Raw genomic sequence first — 19229 nt, forward strand, 5'->3', positions numbered from 1 at the left:
AGAAAGGCGTGGGCTGAACCCGTCAGGATTCAGCCGTGGGCCAGCCATTCGCGCGCCTGGCGCTGGGCTTCGGCGACATCCTCGCTGGCCATCTCCTGCGAGATTTCCTTGCGATAGACCTTGGCCTCGACCGAACCGCGCAGGGCGGCCAGGTTGAACAGCATGTGGGCCGACACGTAGTCCAGCGGCGCGCCGCCCTGGCCGGTCGAGTACAGCAGGCCCATGCGGAACAGCTCGTCGCCCGAGGTGTCGGTGGTCGGCAGCGGGATCCCGTGGATGGCGGCCGGCGGTTCGATACTCATCATCATGGCTTCAGTTCCCCTTCCCAACCCGCGTCGCCGTTCTGGCTCCGCTTGGCTGCGAGAACAGAAAAGTCCATCGCCACTGAACATATAGTTAAAGGCGCTGACATCATGAATCTTACCCATGAATACATAAACCATTCACGGGTGTTACTGAGTGTAAACCACCGTATACAGCGTATTAACGGGCGCGCTGACCGAACAGGACCTTTCGGGCCTCTTCCTGAGCTTTCCCAGGCGCTTGCAGCCCCTGGCGGCGCAGTTCCGCTCCCAGCTTGAAGCCCCGCTCGACGGCCTCGCGCGCCGCCATGCGCTCGAACCAGGCCTGCAGATGCGGGAATTCTTCCAGGATGATGCCCTGATTTTTCCACGGAACGACCCATCCCCAGCACGCGAAATCGGCGATGGACAATTGGCCGCAGATGAAATCCTTGCCGTTCAGCTGCTTGTTCAGCACGCCGTACAGCCGGTGGGTCTCGTTGGTGTAGCGGATGGCGCCATAGGCGATCTGTCGCTGATCGCTGACGATCGCCGCGGCGTACTGGCGGAAATGGTGGGTCTGGCCGGCCATGGGGCCGAGGCCGCCCATCTGCCACATCAGCCACTGGTCGATGTCGACCCGCTCTCGCTCGTTGGCCCCATAGAACTTGCCGGTCTTGCGCCCCAGGTACTGCAGGATGGCGCCGGACTCGAAGACCGAGATCGGCTGGCCGTCCGGACCGTCCGGATCGACGATGGCCGGCATGCGGTTGTTGGGGCTGATGGCCAGGAAGTCCGGTTTGAACTGTTCGCCCGCCCCGATGTTCACCGGGATCATCGTGTAGGGCAGCCCCATCTCCTCCAGGGCGACGGAGATCTTCCAGCCGTTCGGCGTTGGCCAGTAGTACAGCTCGATCGGACGGCTCATCGGCGGGCTCCCTTGGGCGGTTGTGCGGCGTTACGTCTTAGGGACGTTTCGTTTGACCACCAACATGGTCCCGACCCGGGCCGCCGCCAAGGCCGTCGCGCCCAAGCCTGACGGCGCCGTTCAGATCAGGTTCAGCCATGGCGACGGAAACTGGCTTCACGGTCGAGGGATAAGGCGGTTGTCGGACCGCCGACCGAAGAAGGAGACGTCGGAATGAAGCGCTTGTTGCTCACCATCGCGGCCATGGCCGCCGTGGCCGGCCCGATGGCCATGGCCGGCGACGCTTCGGCCCAGGATCGCGGCCGTGGCGGCGACCGTCACGGCGGGCGCGACCATGGCGGCCGCGACGGGGGTCGTCATGATGGAGGCCGCTACGATGGGGGTCGCCACGACGGCGGTCGCGACTACGGCCGCCACGACTACGGCCGCCACAACGGCTGGGGCGATCACGACAGCCGCTGGGATAACGGCCGCCACAACGGCTACTATTACAACAACCGCTGGAGCTATGGCGCGCCGCCGGCCTATTACTACGGCCGCCCGGGCTATCGTCCCGGCTACACCGCCTGGCGTCGCGGCGGCTACCTGCCGCCCTACTATCGCGGCGGCGCCTATGTCATCCAGGACTACGGATACTATAACCTGCGTCCGCCGCCCCGCGGCTACTACTGGTATCGCGCCGGCAACGACTACGTTCTGGCGGCGATCGCGACCGGACTGATCTTCGACATCATCGACAACTAAAGCATTTTCGAGCGAAGTGGATTCCGGTTCGCGTGAAGAAAATGCGTTGAAACAAATCTAGAGCCCAGCCTGATGCAATCAGGTCGGGGCTCTAGGCGAAGTCGACCTGACGGGCTTGGCGATGCTTTCCGAGACACTCGGGAAGCGTCGCCATTCGCCGCATCGTCGCCGCGCATGCGGCGAGACCGCCCGATTGGCGAGCCATTCCCACCGCATTCGCGGATCAGCGTCTCGGCCGTGTCACTTTCCGACGCGACAGTAACGAGACGCTTCCATGACCAAGCTCCGCATCCCGACCGTCGTCGCCGCCCTGACCCTCGCCGGCTTCGCCGGGTCGGCCCTGGCCCAGCAGGCGCCGGCCACCGATCCGACGGCCCAGACCACCCAAAGCGCGCCCTCCTCGTCCACGACCTCGCCGTCGGATCCGGCGGCCACGCCCGCGCCGTCCTCGAGCGCCGACAGCGCCGCCGCCAGCGGCACGCCCAGCTCGGCCACCGCCTCCGACAGCTCGACCGACGCCGCCGCTCCGGCCGCCGACGCCAAGCCCGACAAGAAGACCAAGAAGCACAGCAAGCCGGCCGGCGCGGAAACCACCGACCCCAGCGCCGAGACGCCGAAGCCGTAGGGCGCGGTCCTAGGCGAAACCGGGCCCGTCGCGTTCGCGCGGCGGGCCTTTTCGTGCACGTTGAGCGCGCAATACGTCGTCACGACACTTTTTGTTGCACTCCGCTCAGGCTTCGCGTCATGCTGGCGAAGCGCCGAGTAGGGACGGGTCGGACGGACCTGTCGCCCGGCGCGGGGTTCGGGGCATGGGGCAGTCCGCGCGACACGGCTGGGTGATCGACGACGCTTCCGCCGAGGCCGAGGGCGCGCGCTCCGACGCGGCCTTTCACGCCACGCTCGATCTGCTCGCCCTGATGCATGACCGTCCGAGCCAGGCCCGGCGACTGCCGGCCACCGCCCGCCTTCCCTATGAGAACCCCGCGACCCGCGCCTGGCGCGAGGAGCAACAGCGCTTCCAGCGCGTCTGCGGCTGCGCGACCAGCGCCGTCAGCGCCTTGATCGCCATGGGTCTGGCCGCGACCTGGAGCCTGACCCAAGGCCACGACGCGCCGCTCCTGGGCCTGGCGCTCCGCACCCTGGCCCTGACCCTGGCGGCCGGGATCGTCGCCGGCGTGGCGGGCAAGCTGGCCGGCCTGGCGCTGGGCGCCGCCCGCTTCCGCCGCGCCACGGTCCGCGCCATCGCCGAACTCGGCCGCGCCGCGGTCGGCCCCCTCTAGTCCGCGTCCCCAAAAGCCACTCTCCGGGAGACCCAGATGTCGAAATGCACCCAGGTCGTCGATGGTCTCGTGATGGACTGTCACGAGGTTCTGGACGAGGCCAAGTCCGGCTGCGTGTCGTGGGCCGACGAAGGCTCGTCCAAGTGTTCGACCTGGGCCGACGAGGGCTCCAACGAGTGCGGAAACTGGGCCGACGAGGGCTCGAACGAGTGCGGAAACTGGGCCGACGAAGGCTCCAGCCACTGCTGCACCTGGTGGCCGTGCAGTTGGGCGTGCAAGGCCTACTACTGGGTCGCCAAATGGGTCTGCAAGGCCTGGTACTGGGTGGCCAAGTGGGTCTGCAAGGCCTGGTACTGGGTCGCCAAATGGGTCTGCAAGGCCTGGTACTGGGTCGCCAAGTGGGTCTGCAAGATCTTCCTGTGGATCTTCAAGGCCGTGTGCACGATCGTCGGCTGGATCTTCCGAACGGTGTGCACGGCCTGGAACGGCCTTGTCTGCACCTTCAAGGCCGGCGGCAAGTCGTCCATGCCGCGCAAGGTCGAGAAGGTCTTCGTGCTGATGCTGGAGAACCGCTCGTACGACCACCTGCTGGGCTTCGCCGCCCTGACCGGGACCGACCCCGCTGGCCAACCCACGCGGGCCGACGACTTCGCCGGCCAGGACCTGACCCAGCCGCCCTTCACCAACCTGACGCGCGGCGGCGTCGCCGTCAGCCCCACGCCGGACGCCGTCTTCAAGATCGTCGACGCGGACAAGGACCCGCCGCACGAGTTCATCAACATCCTGCTGCAGATGACCGGGGACACGGCGTGGGACAACAACACCGTCCATCCCTATCCGGTCCCGCAGAACAACGGCTTCGTCTTCAATTACGAGGATGCGGGCTCGGCGCATCCGGCCAACGTCATGAACTGCTTCGACCCGGCCAACGTGCCGATCATCACCACCCTGGCCCGGGAGTTCGCCGTCTGCGACGCCTGGTTCGGCTCCCTGCCCGGCCCAACCTGGCCCAACCGCTTCTTCGTCCACGCCGCCAGCTCCGGCGGCCTGGACGACAGCCCCAGCGGCCTGGATAGCGCGGCGGCCGAGCTGATCGACGGCTACAGCTTCGAGAACGGCACGGTGTTCGACGCCCTGGACAGCAACTGCGTCGACTGGCGGGTCTTCGAGGGCGACGAGCTGCCGCAATGCTTCGCCATCAAGGGCATGACCCTGGCGGCGCTGGGCGGCTGCTTCACCGACATGGACGAGTTCGCCGAGGAGGTGAACAAGCCCGACTTCGAGCCGTCCTACATCTTCATCGAACCCAGCTACGGTAACATCCTGCCGACCACGCCGGGGGACTATACCTGCGGCACGTCCCAGCACCCCTTGGACGACGTCACCCGGGGCGAGCGGCTGATCAAGGCGGTCTACGAGACCATCCGCAACTCGCCGCACTGGGACCGCAGCGCCCTGATCATCACCTATGACGAGCACGGCGGCTTCTTCGACCACGTCAAACCGCCCACGGCCGTCGCGCCCGGCGACCAGCTGGCCGCCGCCTCCAACAACCATCACAATTTCGACTTCAAGCGGCTGGGCGTGCGGGTGCCGACGGTGATCGTCTCGCCCTGGATCAATCGCGGGGTCATCGACCACACCGTCTATGACCACAGCTCGCTGGTCCGCTCCCTGGGCCTGTTGTTCAAGTTCTCGCCCCTGACCCGGCGCGACGGCGCGGCCAAGGACTTCCTGCACCTGTTCAATCGCAGCGCGCCGCGCACCGACGCGCCCACGGTCCTGCCAGAGGTTCCGGACTCCGGCTTCGAGTGCACCCGGGCGGCGCTCACCTGGGCGGTCGACAACGGCCTGCCCGAGGCGGACGAGTCGGACATCGGGGAAAGCAGCTCGCCCCTGACCGGCGCGCCCGGCGCCCCGCCGTCGACCAACGCCCCGCCGACCCGTCGCATCGATGCGCCCATCACCCACGGCGACACCCGGCCGCCGGGCGGCGAGCCGCCGGTGATCGGCGAAGGCCGGCCCGTGCCGGCCTCGTTCTGGGGCTTCATGCACGTGGCCTACCGCAAGGCCACTTCGTACGGTCCGGGCCGGCTGAAGGCCAAGCGTGAGCTGACCCCGCAGTACCGCGCGGTCCGCACCGAAGCCGACGCCCGACGCTTCATCCACGAGGCGCGGCTGCGGGTGCGCAAGCTGACCCGTCCGGGCCGGCCCTTCGAGCCCCTGACGCTGCACGGCGCGCCGCCGCCCCAGACGCCGCCAAAGCCGCGGAAGCCGCCGACCCGGCGCCCTCCCAGGAACCAGGCCTAGGCTCCAGCCCACGAAGAAGGGCCCGCCGCTCGCGCGACGGGCCCTTGTCGTGGCGCTGGTGGAGCGGGTCTAGAATCCCAACTTGCTCCGCAGCAGTTCGTTGACGGTGGCCGGATTGGCCTTGCCGCCGGTCTCCTTCATCACCTGGCCGACGAACCAGCCGATGGCCTGGGGCTTTTCCTTCACGGCCTCGGCCTTGTCGGGATTGGCCGCGATCAGCGTGTCGATCGCCGCCTCGATGGCGCCGGTGTCGTTGATCTGCACCAGGCCGCGCGCCTCGACGATCTGCGCCGGACGGCCCTCGCCGGCCCACATGTGCTCGAAGACCTCCTTGGCGATCTTCGACGAGATCGTGCCGTTCTCGATCAGTTCGACCAGTTCGGCGATGTCCGAGGCCGGCAGCGGCGAGGCGGCGATCTCGTGGCCATGGGCCGACAGCTTGGACAGCAGTTCGTTGGTCACCCAGTTGGACACCAGCTTGGCGTCGCGGCCCTTCGCGGCGGTTTCGAAATAGTCGGCGCGGTCGGCTTCGATGATCAGCACGCCGGCGTCGTAGGCCGACAGGCCGTACTGGCTCTGCAGGCGCGCCTTCTTGGCGTCCGGCAGTTCCGGCAAGGTCTCTTCGATCTCCTTCACCCAGGCCGGGTCCAGCACCAGCGGCAGCAGGTCCGGATCGGGGAAGTAGCGATAGTCGTGCGCCTCTTCCTTGCTGCGCATCGAGCGGGTCTCCAGCTTGTTCGGGTCGAACAGCCGGGTCTCCTGGTCGATCTTGCCGCCGTCCTCCAGGATCTCGATCTGGCGACGGGCTTCGTATTCGATGGCCTGCTGGATGTAGCGGTAGGAGTTGACGTTCTTGATCTCGCAGCGCGTGCCCAGGTGCTCGAAGCTGCCGGTCGCGCGGTACTTCTCGTAGGCGCCGGGGCGGCAGACCGAGACGTTGACGTCGGCGCGCAGATTGCCCTTCTCCATGTCGCCGTCGCAGGTGCCCAGATAGACCAGGATCGTGCGCAGCTTCTTGACGTAGGCGGCGGCCTCCTCGGAGGTGCGCATGTCGGGCCTGGAGACGATCTCCATCAACGCCGTGCCCGCGCGGTTCAGGTCGACATAGGTGGCGTTCGGGTCCTGGTCGTGCAGCGACTTGCCGGCGTCCTGCTCCAGGTGCAGGCGTTCGATGCGCACGTCGAAGGTCGTGCCGTCGTCACGCTCGACGGTCACCACGCCCTCGCCGACGATCGGCTGGTCGAACTGGCTGATCTGATAGCCCTGCGGCAGGTCGGGATAGAAGTAGTTCTTCCGGTCGAAACGGCTCTTCAGATTGATCTGCGCCTTCAGGCCCAGGCCCGTCTTCACCGCCTGCTCGACGCAGAACCGGTTCAGGACGGGCAGCATGCCGGGCATGGCCGCGTCCACCAGGCTGACCTGCTGGTTCGGACCCGCGCCGAAGCCGACGGCGGCGCCGGAGAACAGCTTGGACACGCTGGCGACCTGGGCGTGGACCTCGAGGCCGAGAACGATTTCCCAGGGGCCGGTGCGGCCTTGGATCACTTTGGAAGAGGCGGTTTCGGTCATGTCTCAATTCCTGGCCACGTAGACGGCCATTAACTTAGGTCCCTTCCCTCGCCCTTGTGGGGAGGGTGGCCCCGAAGGGGTCGGGTGGGGCTCGCTGCGCTCAAGGCCTGACAAATCACGCCCACGACCGCGTCGATATCCTCATGCACCGCACGGGTCGGGAAGCGCAAGGTTTGGAAGCCCGAACGCCGCAAAACTTGGTCGCGATATTCGTCATGGGCGACCTGTTCCAACTCGGCACGGTGAGGCCCATCGACTTCCACGACGAGCCGCCGGTTCAGGCAGATGAAGTCTGGGAAGTAGCCCAACAACGGAGCCTGCCCTCGGAAATGAAATCCCTCGGCTCTGAGCCCTCGAAGCCTCAGCCACAGGCGGACCTCTTGGATGCTCATCGTCTTCCTCAAAGCTCTCGCGCGTTTGACGCTCATGGCTTGATCCCCCACCCGACCCCTTCGGGGCCACCCTCCCCGCAAGGGGGAGGGAAAGATCACTTGAGCGTCGCTGAGATGATGATTTCGCCCAACCTGAAAAACGGCCAATTCTTGTCAACACCGGGACCATTTAGCGCCGAGCGGAACCGCCACCGGAGCCTCCCGTTGACTCTCCCGAAGCGAATAACTCGCAGGAGGAAATCATGGCTGTTCTGAACCTCGACGCCAGCGAACCCTACACCACGCCGGTCAGCGGGGCCGATTCCTCGGCTCTGTTTCCGAGCGCGCCCATCTATGCTCGCAAGCCGGCGAAGAAGTCTTCGTCCAACCTGCCGCTGCTCGTCGGCCTGCCGGTGCTGGCCGTCGCCGCCGGCGCCCTGGCCTGGGGCATGATGAGCCATCCGGCCCAGACCCCGACCGTCGACCAGGCGGCGCCCGCCCAGGTCGCCGAGGCCACGCCGCTGCCGGCCGCCCAACCGCCGGCCCCGATGCCGACGCCGGCTCCGCTGGCCGACAAGCCCGCCGCGCCGGCCCCGACCCAGGTCGCCCGCGCCGAGACCACCGCGCCGCCGCGCGCCGCCGCTCCGGCCAAGCGCGCCGCTCCGGCCCGCCGCGCGGCCCCGGCGAGCGCGTCCGACGCCGGGTCGGCCTCGTCCAACGTCAGCGCGACGGTTCCCGCGCCGGTCGCGGCGCCCGCCCCGACCACGGTGATCGCGGCCCCGGCCGCGCCGACCCCGGCTCCGGCCCCGACGCCCGCTCCGCTCACGCCGGTCACGCCGGTCACGCCGGACGTCCCGATGTAATTCAGTGAGTGGCGTAGCAAAAAAAGAAGGGCGGCTCCTCGCGGGGCCGCCCTTTTTCTTGTCCGATCGGCCTAGCGGCGGATCACCACCACTTGTCGGCCTTGGCCGTGAAGCCGGCGGCCTTCTCGATGGCGCCGGCCACCGAGAACACCGTGCCCTCGTCCAGCGGCTTGCCGATGATCTGCAGACCCAGCGGCAGGCCGTTGGCGTCCAGGCCGGCCGGCAGCGACAGGCCCGGCAGGCCCGCCAGGTTGGTCGTCACCGTGAACACGTCGTTCAGGTACATGGCGATCGGGTCGTTGCTGTTCTCGCCGAGGCCGAACGCCGCCGACGGCGCCGTCGGGGTCAGGATGGCGTCGCACCGTTCCCAGGCGCTGTCGAAGTCCTCGGCGATCCGGCGGCGCACCTTCAGGGCCTTCAGGTAGTAGGCGTCGTAATAGCCGGCCGACAGCACGTAGGTGCCGATCAGGATGCGGCGCTTGACCTCGTCGCCGAAGCCCTGGGCGCGGGTGTTCTCGTAGACCTCGGTCAGGTTCGCGCCCTCGGCCCGCAGGCCGTAGCGCATGCCGTCGTAGCGGGCCAGGTTCGACGAGGCCTCGGCCGGGGCCACGATGTAGTAGGCCGGCAGGGCGTACTTGGTGTGCGGCAGGCTGATCTCGACGATCTCGCAGCCGGCCTCCTTCAGCCACGCGATGCCGTCGGCCCACAGCTTCTCGATCTCAGCCGGCATGTTGTCGACGCGGTATTCCTTGGGGATGCCGATCCGCAGCCCCTTGACCGACTTGCCGACGAAGGCGGCGAAGTCCGGCACCGGCACGTTCAGGCTGGTGGAGTCCTTGGGATCGTGGCCGCTCATCGAGGTCAGCAGGATCGCCGCGTCCTCGACGGTCTTGGCGATCGGGCCGGCCTGGTCCAGCGAGCTGGCGAAGGCCACCGTGCCCCAGCGCGAGCAGCGGCCGTAGGTCGGCTTGATGCCCACGGTGCCGGTGAACGAGGCCGGCTGGCGGATCGAGCCGCCGGTGTCGGTGGCGGTGGCGCCCAGGCACAGGTCGGCGGCCACGGCGGCCGCGGAGCCGCCCGAGCTGCCGCCCGGGGTCAGGGCCTGGTTGGAGCCGGACTTGCGCCAGGGATTGATCACCGGGCCGTAGGCGCTGGTCTCGTTGGACGAGCCCATGGCGAACTCATCCAGGTTCAGCTTGCCCAGCATCACCGCCCCGTCGCGCCATAGCTGGCTGGTGACGGTCGACTCGTAGTGCGGGACGAACGGCTCGAGGATCCGCGAGGCGGCCGTGGTCGGCACGCCGTCGGTGCAGAACAGGTCCTTGATGCCCAGCGGGGCGCCGTCCAGGCGGCCGGCCGCGCCAAGCGCGCGTCGGGCGTCCGAGGCGGCGGCCATCGACAGGGCCTTCTCGGGAGTCTCGTACAGGAAGGCGTTCAGGCCGCGCGCGGCCTCGACGGCCTCGATATGGGCGCGGGTCAGCTCGACCGAGGTGAAGTCCCCGGCCTCCAGCCCGTCCAGCGCGCCCTTGAGGGTGAGAGAGGTCAGCGAAGTCATTGCTATTCAACCACCTTCGGGACCACGAAGAAGCCGCCCACCGACTTGGGGGCGTTGCCGGTGACGATGTCGGCGTCGCCGCCCATGGTCACCACGTCGTCGCGCAGCGGCAGGCCGGCGTGCACGACGCTGGTCAGCGGCTCGACCCCGTCGGTGTCGACCTCGGCCAGCTGCTCGATCCACGTCATGATGCCGTTGAGCTCCTGGGCCAGGGCCTCGATGCGCTCTTCGGGTTCGGCGATGCGCGCGAGCCGCGCGACCTTCCGCACGGTGGCGGCGTCAATGGCCATGGGGGCCTCCTGAAATTCGAGCGTGTGGGTTAGCCGTCATACGTCTTGGTTTCAAGGCGCGGCTTTGGCTTTCAACCTCATCCTGAGCTTGTCGCCCCTCCGAGTTTGGCTGGCGAAGCAAGCCAGGGGGACGAGGTTGACGCGCCGTGCGTCGTCCTCGTCCTTCGACAAGCTCAGGATGAGGACGTAAGAGTGGGTCCATGCCCGTCCTAGACATCGTCGAATTCGCCGCCGCCCTCCCCGACTTCGTGCCGATCGTCGGCCTGGACCCGGGCGAGAAGACCATCGGCGTGGCCGTGTCGGACGTCACCCTGACCGTCGCCAGCCCGCTGGCCCTGATCAAGAAGACCAAGTTCAGCGAGGACGCCGAGGTGCTGTTCAAGCTGATGGGCAGCCGCAAGGCGGCCGGCATCGTCATCGGCCTGCCGATGAACATGGACGGCACCGAGGGCGTGCGCTGCCAGTCCAACCGCGCCCTGGGCCGCAACCTGCTGCGCCTGCAGCCCCACCTGCCGATCACCTTCTGGGACGAGCGCCTGTCGACGGCGGCGGTGACCCGGGTGCTGATCGACGAGCACGACGTCAACCGCAAGCGCCGCGCCGAGGTCGTCGACAAGATGGCCGCCGGCTGGATCCTGCAGGGCGCGCTGGAGCGGATCCGGGGGATCAACGAGGCGGCCGGCAAGGGCTTTTAGCGTGGTCCGTCCTTCGAGGCTCGCCTGTGGCTCGCACCTCAGGATGAGGACCTCAGCACAGTCTTCCTCATCCTGAGGCGCCCGCGCAGCGGGCCTCGAAGGACGCACCGCGACCGACGAATCCTTCCCTCCCCGCCCAAAGCCGCCTATGACGCCCACTCATGACGGCCAAAACCCCGCCCCATGAGCCCGCCGACCCGATCGAGACGATCCGCAAGCGCATCTTCTCGTTCCCCCGGCGCCATTTCCTCTCGGCCGGCGACCTGAACGCCTTGCAGGCCACGGATCTGCTGGACCTGGCCGACGCCTTCGTCGCCCTCAATCGCCAGACGACCAAGTCCCTCGACATCCTCAAGGGGCGGACGCTGATGAACCTGTTCTTCGAGAACAGCACCCGCACCCAGTCCAGCTTCGAGATCGCCGGCAAGCGCCTGGGCGCCGACGTCGTCAATATGAGCCCGCGCACCTCGTCGATCACCAAGGGCGAGACCCTGATCGACACCGCCGTCACCCTGAACGCCATGCGCCCCGACCTGCTGGTCGTGCGCCACGCCTCGTCGGGCGCGGCCAGCCTGCTCTCCCAGAAAGTCAGCGGCAGCGTGATCAACGCCGGCGACGGCCAGCACGAGCATCCGACCCAGGCGGTGCTGGACGCCCTGTCGATCCGCCGCGCCTTCGGCCGGGTGTCGGGCCTGACCGTGGCGATCTGCGGCGACGTGCTGCACAGCCGCGTGGCCCGCTCCAACGTCGCCCTGCTCCACACCCTGGGCGCCAGCGTCCGGCTGGTCGGACCGCCCACCCTGATGCCGGCCCAGGCCGAGCGCTGGGGCGTGACCGTCCATCACGACATGAAGGCCGGCATCGCCGGGGCCGACGTGGTGATGATGCTGCGCCTGCAGCTGGAGCGCATGCAGGGCGCCTTCGTGCCCTCGACCCGCGAATACTTCCGCTTCTACGGCCTGGACCGCGAGAAGCTGGCCCGCGCCGCCCCCAAGGCCAAGGTCATGCACCCGGGCCCGATGAACCGGGGCGTCGAGATCGATTCCGACGTCGCCGACGATCCCGAGATCAGCCTGATCCAGGACCAGGTCGAGATGGGCGTCGCCGCCCGCATGGCCGTCCTGGCCTCCCTTGCCCACCGGCTCGAGGAGAACGGCCAATGAGAGGCCCTGCGTCCTTCGAGGCTCGGCTGCGCCTCGCACCTCAGGATGAGGGATTCAGCAGCAACAGAGTTCCTCATCCTGAGGCGCCCGCGCAGCGGGCCTCGAAGGACGCACCGCGCTCGACCGAGACCGCCGCATGAACGCCCCCCAACCCCTCGCCCTGATCAACGCCCGCCTGGTCGATCCCGAGAGCGGCTATGACGGCCCCGGCGGCGTCATCGTCTCCGAAGGCGTGATCTCGGACGTCGCCAAGGGCCGTGAGTTCGGCAAGCTCGGCAAGGACGTCCGGGTCATCGACTGCGGCGGGGCCATGCTGGCTCCCGGCCTGATCGACCTGCGGGTCAAGACCGGCGAGCCCGGGGCCGAGACCAAGGAAACCCTGGCCAGCGCCGCCAGGGCCGCTGCGGCCGGCGGGGTGACCAGCTTCGTCGTCCAGCCCGACACCGATCCGGCCGTCGACGATCCCAGCGTGGTCGACTTCATCCTGCGCCGCTCGCGCGACATCGACGCCGCCCGCATCCTGTGCGCCGGCGCGGCGACCAAGGGGCTGATGGGCGAGCAGATGGCCGAGATCGGCCTGATGCGCGAGGCCGGCTGCGTCTATGTGACCGACGCCGACAAGCCCATCGTCGACAGCAAGGTCATGCAGCGCATCCTGACCTATGCCAGGGGCTTCGACACCTTGCTGGCTCACCGCCCGATGGATCCCTGGCTGGCCAAGGGCGGCGCCGCGGTCGGCGGCGAATTCGCCGGCCGCATGGGCCTGCCCTCGATCTCGCCGATGGCCGAGCGGATCATGCTGGAGCGCGACGTCGCCCTGCTGGAGGCCACCGGCGGCCGCCTGCTGGTCGACCAGATCACCAGCGCCCAGGCCCTGGAGACCCTGGCCCGCGCCAAGGCCAAGGGCCTGCGCATCCACGCCAGCGTCTCGATCAACCACCTGTCGTTCAACGAACTGGACATCGGCGACTACCGCAGCTTCGCCAAGGTCACCCCGCCCCTGCGCGGCGAGGACGACCGTCAGGCGCTGATCGAGGCCCTGGCCTCGGGCCTGATCGACATCGTCGTGTCCGCCCACGCCCCGGCCCCGGCCGAGGACAAGCGCCTGCCCTATGACGAGGCCGCCCCAGGCGCCGTGGGCCTGGAGACCCTGCTGCCGGCCCTGCTGAGCCTCTATCACGAGGAGCGCCTGGCCCTGGTCGACCTGATTCGCGCCGTCACCCTGGCCCCCGCCGCCCTGATCGGCCTGCAGTCGGGCCGCATCGCCCCCGGCGCCCCGGCCGACCTGGTGCTGTGCGACCTCGACGCCCCGTTGATCATCGACGCCGGCAAGCTGCTGTCGAAATCCAAGAACTCGCCGTTCGACGGCCGCCGGCTGCAGGGCCAGGTGCTGATGACGCTGGTGGACGGCCGCGTGGTGCACCGGGCGGAGGGGTAGCGCCGCCTGTCCGCCGGGGACATGCTCTCACGGCAAGGCCTCGGCCCATCGATCCGCGAATAGGGGGTGAGTGCTTGTCCCCAATGACATCCACGACGCTTCCAGGCCGTTCCGCTCCAAGAGCCGCGAACTCAGCGGATCCGTTGGGGACACGCTCTCACGGCGAGCCCTCTGCAACCCGGCCAGGGCCGTGGCGTGAGAGCATGTCCCCAGCGGCGGCCCCCTATGCCGGTCTCTTCGCGTCGGCCGCCTCGAAGAGACCGACCTGGTCGGCCTGGGCCTTCCTGAACGCGGGGCGATCGGTGACGCGGGCCACATAGGCCTCGGTCGCCGGCCTGTCGCCGAGGGCGCGGACCTTCGGAACGCGCAGCACGTCCGCCATCAGCAGGTCCGCGATGGTGAAGCGGTCGGCCGCGAGCCATTCCCGCTCGCTCAGTATCTTTTCGACATGGTCGAGGCGCTGGCCCACCCAGCCGGTCAGGCCGTTGTTCTCATCGCCGCAAATGTTCAGGAACCACCACGGGACGGTGACCATCTCGATCGAGTTGAGCGCGGCGATGGTCCATTGCAGGGTTTCCGCTTCGCCGACGGGATCGGGCGGCATGAGCTTTTCGCTTTTCCGCGCCAGGTGCAGCAGCCCGGCGCCGCTTTCGAAGATCTCCAGCGCTCCGTCGTTCAGGAACGGAACCTGGCCGAAAGGCTGGCGCTCGAGATGGTTGGTCTCGCGACCATCGAACGGGATCGTTCGGACCGCGTAGGCCAGCTCGGCTTCCTCGCACGCCCATCTCAGCCTCAGATCCCGCACAAAGCCGCGAGGGCCTTCAGGCACCCAGTCGTAGGTCCAGATGATCAGTTCGCTCATCGCGGCAAGCCTTTCCTGTCGTGGTCGCGGAACCCGCCGCGGACCGGGTCGGACCTTGGCGACATCCGACGCGGTTGGAAACGGATCAACGCCCTTCTCCGACCAACAGATATCCGACGCCGGACATGAGCCGCCGGGGAAAACGATGTGGTCCCCGCCGACGGCGCCGCTATAAAAGTCGAAACAGGCGTTTTCGCCCTTGCCCTATGCCCGCTCCGCCGGGCAGCTTCACCACATCCATAGGTCGTAACTCGTGCAAGATCTCGCCCAAGCCGTCTACCTGACCCTCGGCCTCACGATCCTCGGCGGCTATCTGCTGGGCTCGATCCCGTTCGGCCTGATCGCCACGCGGCTGGGCGGGGCCGGCGACATCCGGCAGATCGGTTCGGGCAACATCGGCGCCACCAACGTGCTGCGCTCGGGCCGCAAGGACCTGGCGGCCATCACCCTGATCGGCGACGCCGGCAAGGGCGTGGTCGCGGTGCTGCTGGCCCGCTGGCTGACCCACGGCAATCCGGCGATCATCGCCCTGGCCGGCGGCGCGGCCTTCACCGGCCACCTATTCCCCGTCTGGCTGAAGTTCAAGGGCGGCAAGGGCGTGGCCACCTTCTACGGCGTGCTGCTGGCCGCCTGCTGGCCGGTGGGCCTGCTGGCCGCCGTCACCTGGCTGGTCGTGACCGCCCTGTTCCGCATCAGCTCGCTGGCGGCCCTGGTCGCCGCCGCCATGGCCGCGCCCTTCGCCCTGGCCACCGACCAGGCCTATCCCTTCCTGGGCCTGTGCCTGTTCATGGCCGTGCTGATCTTCATCCGCCACAAGGACAACATCGGCCGGCTGCTGAAGGGCCAGGAGCCCCGCATCGGCGAGAAGAAGACGGCCGAAGCGCCGCCCTCCGCCGGCTGATGTCGCGGGGCCTCTCGGACAGCGAGCGCCTGGCCTGGCTTCGGCTGGCGCGCACCGAGACGGTCGGCCCCGTCGCCTTCGACCATTTGCTTTCACGGTTCGGCTCGGCCGAACGTGCGTTGCAGGCCCTGCCCGACCTGGCCCGTCGGGCCGGCCGCGCCTCGCCTTTGCGGCCGCCGCCGGAGGACGAGATCCTTCAGGAACTGGAGAGCGGCGAGCGCCTCGGCGCGCGGCTGATCTGCGCCTGCGAACCGGACTACCCCCCGCGCCTAGCCGCCCTGGACCCGCCGCCGCCGGTGCTGTGGGCCCTGGGCCACGCCGAGCTCTTGTCCCAGCCCAGCCTGGCCATCGTCGGGGCCCGCATCGCCTCGGCCGGCGGCCAGCGCTTCGCCCGCCAGTTGGCGACCGAGCTGGGGCGGCACGGCTATGTGGTGGTGTCGGGCCTGGCGCGCGGCGTCGACGGCGCGGCCCATGAAGGCGCCCTGGCCACGGGGACGATCGCCGTGCTGGGCGGCGGGGTCAGCGACATCTACCCGCCCGAGCACGCCGACCTCCACGCCCGCATCGCCGGCGAAGGCGGCTGCGTGGTCAGCGAGAGCGCACCCGACCGTCGGGCCATCGCCAAGGACTTCCCGCGCCGCAACCGCATCATCTCGGGCCTGTCGCTGGGCGTGATCGTGGTCGAGGCCGAGCTGAAGTCCGGCTCGCTGATCACCGCCCGCCTGGCCGCCGAGCAGGGCCGCGACGTGTTCGCCGTGCCCGGCTCGCCGCTGGACCCGCGCGCCAAGGGCCCCAACGACCTGATCCGCCAGGGCGCGATCCTCTGCGAGGGCGTCGAGGACGTGCTGCGCTCGCTGTCGGGCCAGGCCCACCTGCGCGAGCGCGAGCGGCCCTATGCGGACGAGGGCGAGGGCGCCGACATCGACCACGACGCCCTGCGCGAAGCAGTGGCCCGCCTGCTCTCCCCCACCCCCGTCTCCCGCGACGAGCTGGTCCGCGCCACCCGCGCCCCGACCTCGGCGGTGATGGCCGCGCTGGTGGAGCTGGCCCTGGCCGAGCGGGCCGAGCTGTTGCCGGGCGGGATGGTGGCGGGGATCTAGACTTGCCGAAGGGGGACATCATTCAAGGCTGGAAACGACGGATCGCCGCCATCGCCCTGGCCGTGGCCCCGCCCGCCTTCGCCGCGCCGGACGCCGCCGTGACCTACGCCGTCTCGCCGCGTTTCGAGCAGGATGCACTGGTCGCCCTGGACGTCCGCGTCGCCTTCAAGGCCGACCCGGACGGCGAGACCCGCCTGTCCCTGCCGAGCCGCTGGATGGGTCACGACACGCTGTGGCGCAATCTCGCCGAGGTGCGGGTCGAGGGCGCGTCCGAGGTCGTCGAGGATGGTCCCGACGGCCGGCTCGTCCGGTCCCGCCCCGGCCAGGACCTGGCCCTGAGCTATGTCGTCCGCTCGGCGATCGATCACGACCCGGCGGAATCGGACGGCTATCCGGCGGAGCCCTGGGTGCGCCCCGACTGGTTCTACGTCGATGGCGAGAGCGCTCTGATCACGATCGACGGGCGCGAGGCGGCCCCGGTCCGGTTCGCCTGGCGCGGCTGGCCGGCCGAGTATCGCCTGGCCTCGAACCTGGAGGACGCCCGAGACGATCAAGCCGTCGAACAGACCGTGCTGATCGGCGGCAAGGACTTGCGCGTCGTCCGCGCGGGCCCGGTGCGCCTGGCCGTTCGCGGCCGCTTTCCGTTCGACGACGACGCCCTGGCCAAGGCGCTGGCGACGATCCTGCGGGCCGAACGCGGCTTCTTCGGCGACGCCCTGGACACGCCCTATCTGGTGACGGCCTCGACCATCGCGGCCGAGTCCGGCGCGGTGTTCGTCGGCACCGGCAAGGCCGGCGGCTTCGCCATGGTCGCCACGCCCGGCATGACCCTGGACGACCTGCGCTTGCTGCTGGCCCACGAGATCTTCCACGCCTGGAACCCCGCACGGCTGGGCAAGGTGATCGGACCGCGAGGCTACTGGTTCAGCGAGGGCTTCACCGACTTCTACGCCCGCCGCCTGCTGCAACGCGAGCGCCTGATCACCCCCGCCCAGTTCGCGGCGGCCTGGAACCAGACCCTGCGCGACTACGACCTCTCGCCGGTCAAGACCCTCACGGGCGCCCAGGCGGCCGACCGCTTCTGGACCGACGCCGACAAGCTGGCCTATCAGCGCGGGGCCCTGCTGGCCGTGCTGTGGGACCAGCGGCTGCGTCGGGCCGGATCCGGCCTCGACGCCGCCGTCCGCGCCCAGGCCGAGGCCTTCCCGCACCGTCAGGACGCGCCGCTGGCCGAACTGATCGCCGACGCCGCGGCCGGCCTGGGGGTCGAGGTGCGCGGCGACATCCGGGCCCATATCGACCAGGGCCTTCCCCTGGTCTTGCCCGCCGACGCCTTCGCGCCTTGCGCGCAGGTGCTGCAGGTGACCCGACCGGTCTTCGAGCTGGGCTTCACGCCCCAGGTCGACGCCCAAGGGGTGATGACGGCGGCCGGCCTGCGCCCCGGCAGCGCCGCCGCCCGCGCCGGCCTGCGCGAAGGCGCGATCGTGGTCGAGAAGCGGGCGGGCGTGAACGGCGACGCGCTCCAGCCCTACGACCTGAGGATCAAGGACACGCCCGAGAGCGCGGCGCGCACCGTCCGCTTCCTGCCCCAGGGCGAGGGCTCGGTCGCCTACCAGCAGCTGGTCCTGAACCCCGCGGCGGCCAGCGATCCTGGCCTGTGCGACTTTCGTCCATGAGCCCGAGGCTCCGCCGGCCGATCCCGGCTTGACCGGCCCCGTTCGCGACTACAACGTAGAATTGTCGTTCAGGGGGAAGCCTCCATGAAATTTTTCGGCGTCGTCGCCGGCCTGGCGCTGGCCGCGCTCGGCTGTTCCGCCATGGCCCAGGGCCTCGGACCCGACTTCTACGCCGGCACGCACCAGGCGGTGGAGGTCGAGCCCGGCCGCCATCTCAACCTCGTCTGCCTGGGCCAGGGCGCTCCCACCGTCATTCTGGAATCCGGCATGGGCGGCGACAGCCTGGCCTGGCGCAAGGTCCAGGCCGGCATGGCGGCCTTCACCCGGACCTGCGCCTACGACCGGGCCGGCTACGGCCTCAGCGACGCGGCCCGGCGGCCGTCCGACGCCGACAATATCGCGGCCGATCTGGCCCTGCTTCTGGACAAGGCGCCGATCCAGGGCCCCGTCGTGCTGGTCGGCCATTCGCTGGGCGGGCTCTACGCCACCCACTTCGCCAGCCTGCACCGCGAGCGGGTGGCCGGCCTGGTGCTGATGGATCCGGCGCATCCGGGCGACGGACGCGCCTTTGGCTCGCTCTGGGATCAAGGCCGCAAACGCACGATCGAGTCGCTGGCCGACAGCGAGGTCTGCCTGAAGGCCGCGCGGGAAGCCGACCTGACGGCGAGCCATAACCCGGCCGACTGCCTGGAGGACCCGCCCGGCTTCGATCCCGCCGTCCACGACGAGGTCAACAGGCGCTGGGGCAAGGCGAAATACATCGAGGCCAATATCTCGGAAATCCGCAGCATGTTGACCGACGACAACGGCGACAGCCTGGATTCCGCCCAGGCCGGACCCCGGCAGCGGGACTTCGGCGCCCTGCCGATGGTCGTGCTGGTGTCGGACCCGACCAAGCCGCCGAGCCCGCCGCCCACATGGGACGAATACCGGACGATCAAGCATCGCCTGAACCGCGAACTGGCGGCGCGCTCGACCCAGGGCCGGTTCCAGCCGGTCCCGGCCTCGGGGCACATGATCCAGTACGACGCCCCCCAGGTCGTGGTCGACGCCGTCCGATCGGTGGTCGAGGCGGCCCGCAAAGCGCCGCCGAAGCCCTAGGCGCCCGGCCGTGGCCCAGGGCGAAATATTCCTCTCTCTATAGAGAGAGCCGGGAACCAAATGCGCCGTCGGCCACGGCCGCCGTTGACAGACCCCGGGCGA

General features: G+C 69.2%; 20 protein-coding genes. 13 read left to right on the forward strand and 7 right to left on the reverse strand.

Annotated elements, in window-relative coordinates; translation table 11 throughout:
- Nucleotides 1–29 precede the first annotated feature (29 nt).
- A complete protein-coding gene (locus ASD38_RS07940; RefSeq protein WP_056441444.1) occupies nucleotides 30–308 on the reverse strand; it encodes a sel1 repeat family protein in 279 nt (92 codons plus the stop codon).
- A gap of 175 nt (nucleotides 309–483) precedes the next feature.
- Nucleotides 484–1209, reverse strand: coding sequence for a glutathione S-transferase N-terminal domain-containing protein (locus ASD38_RS07945; protein ID WP_056441447.1), 726 nt, complete (start codon nucleotides 1207–1209; stop codon nucleotides 484–486).
- A 213-nt stretch (nucleotides 1210–1422) separates the two neighbouring features.
- Here ASD38_RS07945 and ASD38_RS07950 point away from each other — a divergent pair, with 213 nt between their 5' ends.
- From ASD38_RS07950 to ASD38_RS07965, 4 genes are all read left to right on the forward strand, one after another.
- On the forward strand, nucleotides 1423–1953 hold the full coding sequence (locus ASD38_RS07950) for an RcnB family protein (RefSeq protein ID WP_082554748.1): 531 nt from the start codon (nucleotides 1423–1425) through the stop codon (nucleotides 1951–1953).
- A 274-nt stretch (nucleotides 1954–2227) separates the two neighbouring features.
- On the forward strand, nucleotides 2228–2578 hold the full coding sequence (locus tag ASD38_RS07955; RefSeq protein WP_056441454.1) for a hypothetical protein: 351 nt from the start codon (nucleotides 2228–2230) through the stop codon (nucleotides 2576–2578).
- 184 nt (nucleotides 2579–2762) lie between these two features.
- The gene (locus ASD38_RS07960; protein ID WP_056441457.1) at nucleotides 2763–3233 is read left to right on the forward strand and encodes a hypothetical protein; all 471 of its coding nucleotides are present in this window, start codon (nucleotides 2763–2765) and stop codon (nucleotides 3231–3233) included.
- 36 nt (nucleotides 3234–3269) lie between these two features.
- The gene (locus tag ASD38_RS07965) at nucleotides 3270–5543 is read left to right on the forward strand and encodes an alkaline phosphatase family protein (protein WP_056459140.1); all 2274 of its coding nucleotides are present in this window, start codon (nucleotides 3270–3272) and stop codon (nucleotides 5541–5543) included.
- Nucleotides 5544–5612: 69 nt separating this feature from the next.
- Here ASD38_RS07965 and gatB read toward each other — a convergent pair whose 3' ends face one another.
- Both gatB and ASD38_RS07975 read right to left on the reverse strand, forming a co-directional pair.
- Nucleotides 5613–7112, reverse strand: coding sequence for an Asp-tRNA(Asn)/Glu-tRNA(Gln) amidotransferase subunit GatB (gene gatB, locus ASD38_RS07970; protein ID WP_056459142.1), 1500 nt, complete (start codon nucleotides 7110–7112; stop codon nucleotides 5613–5615).
- Nucleotides 7113–7141: 29 nt separating this feature from the next.
- Nucleotides 7142–7540, reverse strand: coding sequence for an endonuclease domain-containing protein (locus tag ASD38_RS07975; RefSeq protein ID WP_056459145.1), 399 nt, complete (start codon nucleotides 7538–7540; stop codon nucleotides 7142–7144).
- A gap of 206 nt (nucleotides 7541–7746) precedes the next feature.
- Here ASD38_RS07975 and ASD38_RS07980 point away from each other — a divergent pair, with 206 nt between their 5' ends.
- Nucleotides 7747–8346, forward strand: coding sequence for a hypothetical protein (locus tag ASD38_RS07980; RefSeq protein WP_056459146.1), 600 nt, complete (start codon nucleotides 7747–7749; stop codon nucleotides 8344–8346).
- Nucleotides 8347–8428: 82 nt separating this feature from the next.
- Here the strand turns inward: ASD38_RS07980 and gatA are convergent, their stop codons facing one another.
- Complete coding sequence (gene gatA / locus ASD38_RS07985; protein ID WP_056441473.1) at nucleotides 8429–9901, reverse strand: Asp-tRNA(Asn)/Glu-tRNA(Gln) amidotransferase subunit GatA; 1473 nt, start codon at nucleotides 9899–9901, stop codon at nucleotides 8429–8431.
- Nucleotides 9902–9903: 2 nt separating this feature from the next.
- Entirely contained in the window at nucleotides 9904–10191 is a 288-nt protein-coding gene (gatC, locus tag ASD38_RS07990; RefSeq protein ID WP_056441476.1) for an Asp-tRNA(Asn)/Glu-tRNA(Gln) amidotransferase subunit GatC, read from the reverse strand.
- Between the two features lie 200 nt (nucleotides 10192–10391).
- On the opposite strand from gatC, the gene ruvX reads away from it, so the two are divergent.
- The 4 genes from ruvX to pyrC all read left to right on the forward strand — a co-directional run bounded on the left by ruvX (nucleotide 10392) and on the right by pyrC (nucleotide 13487).
- Complete coding sequence (gene ruvX, locus ASD38_RS07995) at nucleotides 10392–10886, forward strand: Holliday junction resolvase RuvX (RefSeq protein ID WP_056459149.1); 495 nt, start codon at nucleotides 10392–10394, stop codon at nucleotides 10884–10886.
- Between the two features lie 161 nt (nucleotides 10887–11047).
- Entirely contained in the window at nucleotides 11048–12049 is a 1002-nt protein-coding gene (locus ASD38_RS08000) for an aspartate carbamoyltransferase catalytic subunit (RefSeq protein WP_056459152.1), read from the forward strand.
- On the forward strand, nucleotides 12046–12189 hold the full coding sequence (locus tag ASD38_RS24170) for a hypothetical protein (protein WP_162252133.1): 144 nt from the start codon (nucleotides 12046–12048) through the stop codon (nucleotides 12187–12189). Before ASD38_RS08000 ends, ASD38_RS24170 begins: the two co-directional genes overlap by 4 nt.
- On the forward strand, nucleotides 12186–13487 hold the full coding sequence (gene pyrC / locus ASD38_RS08005) for a dihydroorotase (protein ID WP_056441486.1): 1302 nt from the start codon (nucleotides 12186–12188) through the stop codon (nucleotides 13485–13487). Before ASD38_RS24170 ends, pyrC begins: the two co-directional genes overlap by 4 nt.
- A 223-nt stretch (nucleotides 13488–13710) precedes the next feature.
- On the opposite strand, the gene ASD38_RS08010 is transcribed toward pyrC, so the two are convergent.
- Nucleotides 13711–14349, reverse strand: a complete 639-nt coding sequence (locus ASD38_RS08010) for a glutathione S-transferase family protein (RefSeq protein WP_056459155.1) — start codon at nucleotides 14347–14349, stop codon at nucleotides 13711–13713.
- A gap of 253 nt (nucleotides 14350–14602) precedes the next feature.
- Between ASD38_RS08010 and plsY the strand changes: the two genes are divergently transcribed.
- From plsY to ASD38_RS08030, 4 genes are all read left to right on the forward strand, one after another.
- Nucleotides 14603–15250 (forward strand): glycerol-3-phosphate 1-O-acyltransferase PlsY, encoded by a 648-nt coding sequence (gene plsY, locus ASD38_RS08015; RefSeq protein ID WP_056441492.1) that lies wholly within the window; start codon nucleotides 14603–14605, stop codon nucleotides 15248–15250.
- Nucleotides 15250–16350: a DNA-processing protein DprA gene (dprA, locus tag ASD38_RS08020; protein WP_056459158.1), complete on the forward strand. Its 1101-nt coding sequence runs from the start codon at nucleotides 15250–15252 to the stop codon at nucleotides 16348–16350. Before plsY ends, dprA begins: the two co-directional genes overlap by 1 nt.
- A gap of 2 nt (nucleotides 16351–16352) precedes the next feature.
- Complete coding sequence (locus ASD38_RS08025; protein ID WP_056441498.1) at nucleotides 16353–18026, forward strand: M61 family metallopeptidase; 1674 nt, start codon at nucleotides 16353–16355, stop codon at nucleotides 18024–18026.
- A gap of 84 nt (nucleotides 18027–18110) precedes the next feature.
- Nucleotides 18111–19127 carry an alpha/beta hydrolase gene (locus ASD38_RS08030; RefSeq protein WP_056441500.1) on the forward strand — a complete coding sequence of 339 codons (1017 nt, stop codon included), beginning with the start codon at nucleotides 18111–18113 and terminating at the stop codon, nucleotides 19125–19127.
- The last annotated feature ends 102 nt before the right edge of the window (nucleotides 19128–19229 follow it).

This window comes from Caulobacter sp. Root487D2Y, from assembly GCF_001427165.1.
Lineage (GTDB): Bacteria > Pseudomonadota > Alphaproteobacteria > Caulobacterales > Caulobacteraceae > Caulobacter.

Excerpts from the sequence above, each read along its gene's own strand:
- ASD38_RS07940 (WP_056441444.1), bottom strand. The coding sequence starts at position 308 with ATGATGATGAGTATCGAACCGCCGGCCGCCATCCACGGGATCCCGCTG.
- ASD38_RS07945 (WP_056441447.1), bottom strand. The coding sequence starts at position 1,209 with ATGAGCCGTCCGATCGAGCTGTACTACTGGCCAACGCCGAACGGCTGG.
- ASD38_RS07950 (WP_082554748.1), top strand. The coding sequence starts at position 1,423 with ATGAAGCGCTTGTTGCTCACCATCGCGGCCATGGCCGCCGTGGCCGGC.
- ASD38_RS07955 (WP_056441454.1), top strand. The coding sequence starts at position 2,228 with ATGACCAAGCTCCGCATCCCGACCGTCGTCGCCGCCCTGACCCTCGCC.
- ASD38_RS07960 (WP_056441457.1), top strand. The coding sequence starts at position 2,763 with ATGGGGCAGTCCGCGCGACACGGCTGGGTGATCGACGACGCTTCCGCC.
- ASD38_RS07965 (WP_056459140.1), top strand. The coding sequence starts at position 3,270 with ATGTCGAAATGCACCCAGGTCGTCGATGGTCTCGTGATGGACTGTCAC.
- gatB (WP_056459142.1), bottom strand. The coding sequence starts at position 7,112 with ATGACCGAAACCGCCTCTTCCAAAGTGATCCAAGGCCGCACCGGCCCC.
- ASD38_RS07975 (WP_056459145.1), bottom strand. The coding sequence starts at position 7,540 with ATGAGCGTCAAACGCGCGAGAGCTTTGAGGAAGACGATGAGCATCCAA.
- ASD38_RS07980 (WP_056459146.1), top strand. The coding sequence starts at position 7,747 with ATGGCTGTTCTGAACCTCGACGCCAGCGAACCCTACACCACGCCGGTC.
- gatA (WP_056441473.1), bottom strand. The coding sequence starts at position 9,901 with ATGACTTCGCTGACCTCTCTCACCCTCAAGGGCGCGCTGGACGGGCTG.
- gatC (WP_056441476.1), bottom strand. The coding sequence starts at position 10,191 with ATGGCCATTGACGCCGCCACCGTGCGGAAGGTCGCGCGGCTCGCGCGC.
- ruvX (WP_056459149.1), top strand. The coding sequence starts at position 10,392 with ATGCCCGTCCTAGACATCGTCGAATTCGCCGCCGCCCTCCCCGACTTC.
- ASD38_RS08000 (WP_056459152.1), top strand. The coding sequence starts at position 11,048 with ATGACGGCCAAAACCCCGCCCCATGAGCCCGCCGACCCGATCGAGACG.
- ASD38_RS24170 (WP_162252133.1), top strand. The coding sequence starts at position 12,046 with ATGAGAGGCCCTGCGTCCTTCGAGGCTCGGCTGCGCCTCGCACCTCAG.
- pyrC (WP_056441486.1), top strand. The coding sequence starts at position 12,186 with ATGAACGCCCCCCAACCCCTCGCCCTGATCAACGCCCGCCTGGTCGAT.
- ASD38_RS08010 (WP_056459155.1), bottom strand. The coding sequence starts at position 14,349 with ATGAGCGAACTGATCATCTGGACCTACGACTGGGTGCCTGAAGGCCCT.
- dprA (WP_056459158.1), top strand. The coding sequence starts at position 15,250 with ATGTCGCGGGGCCTCTCGGACAGCGAGCGCCTGGCCTGGCTTCGGCTG.
- ASD38_RS08030 (WP_056441500.1), top strand. The coding sequence starts at position 18,111 with ATGAAATTTTTCGGCGTCGTCGCCGGCCTGGCGCTGGCCGCGCTCGGC.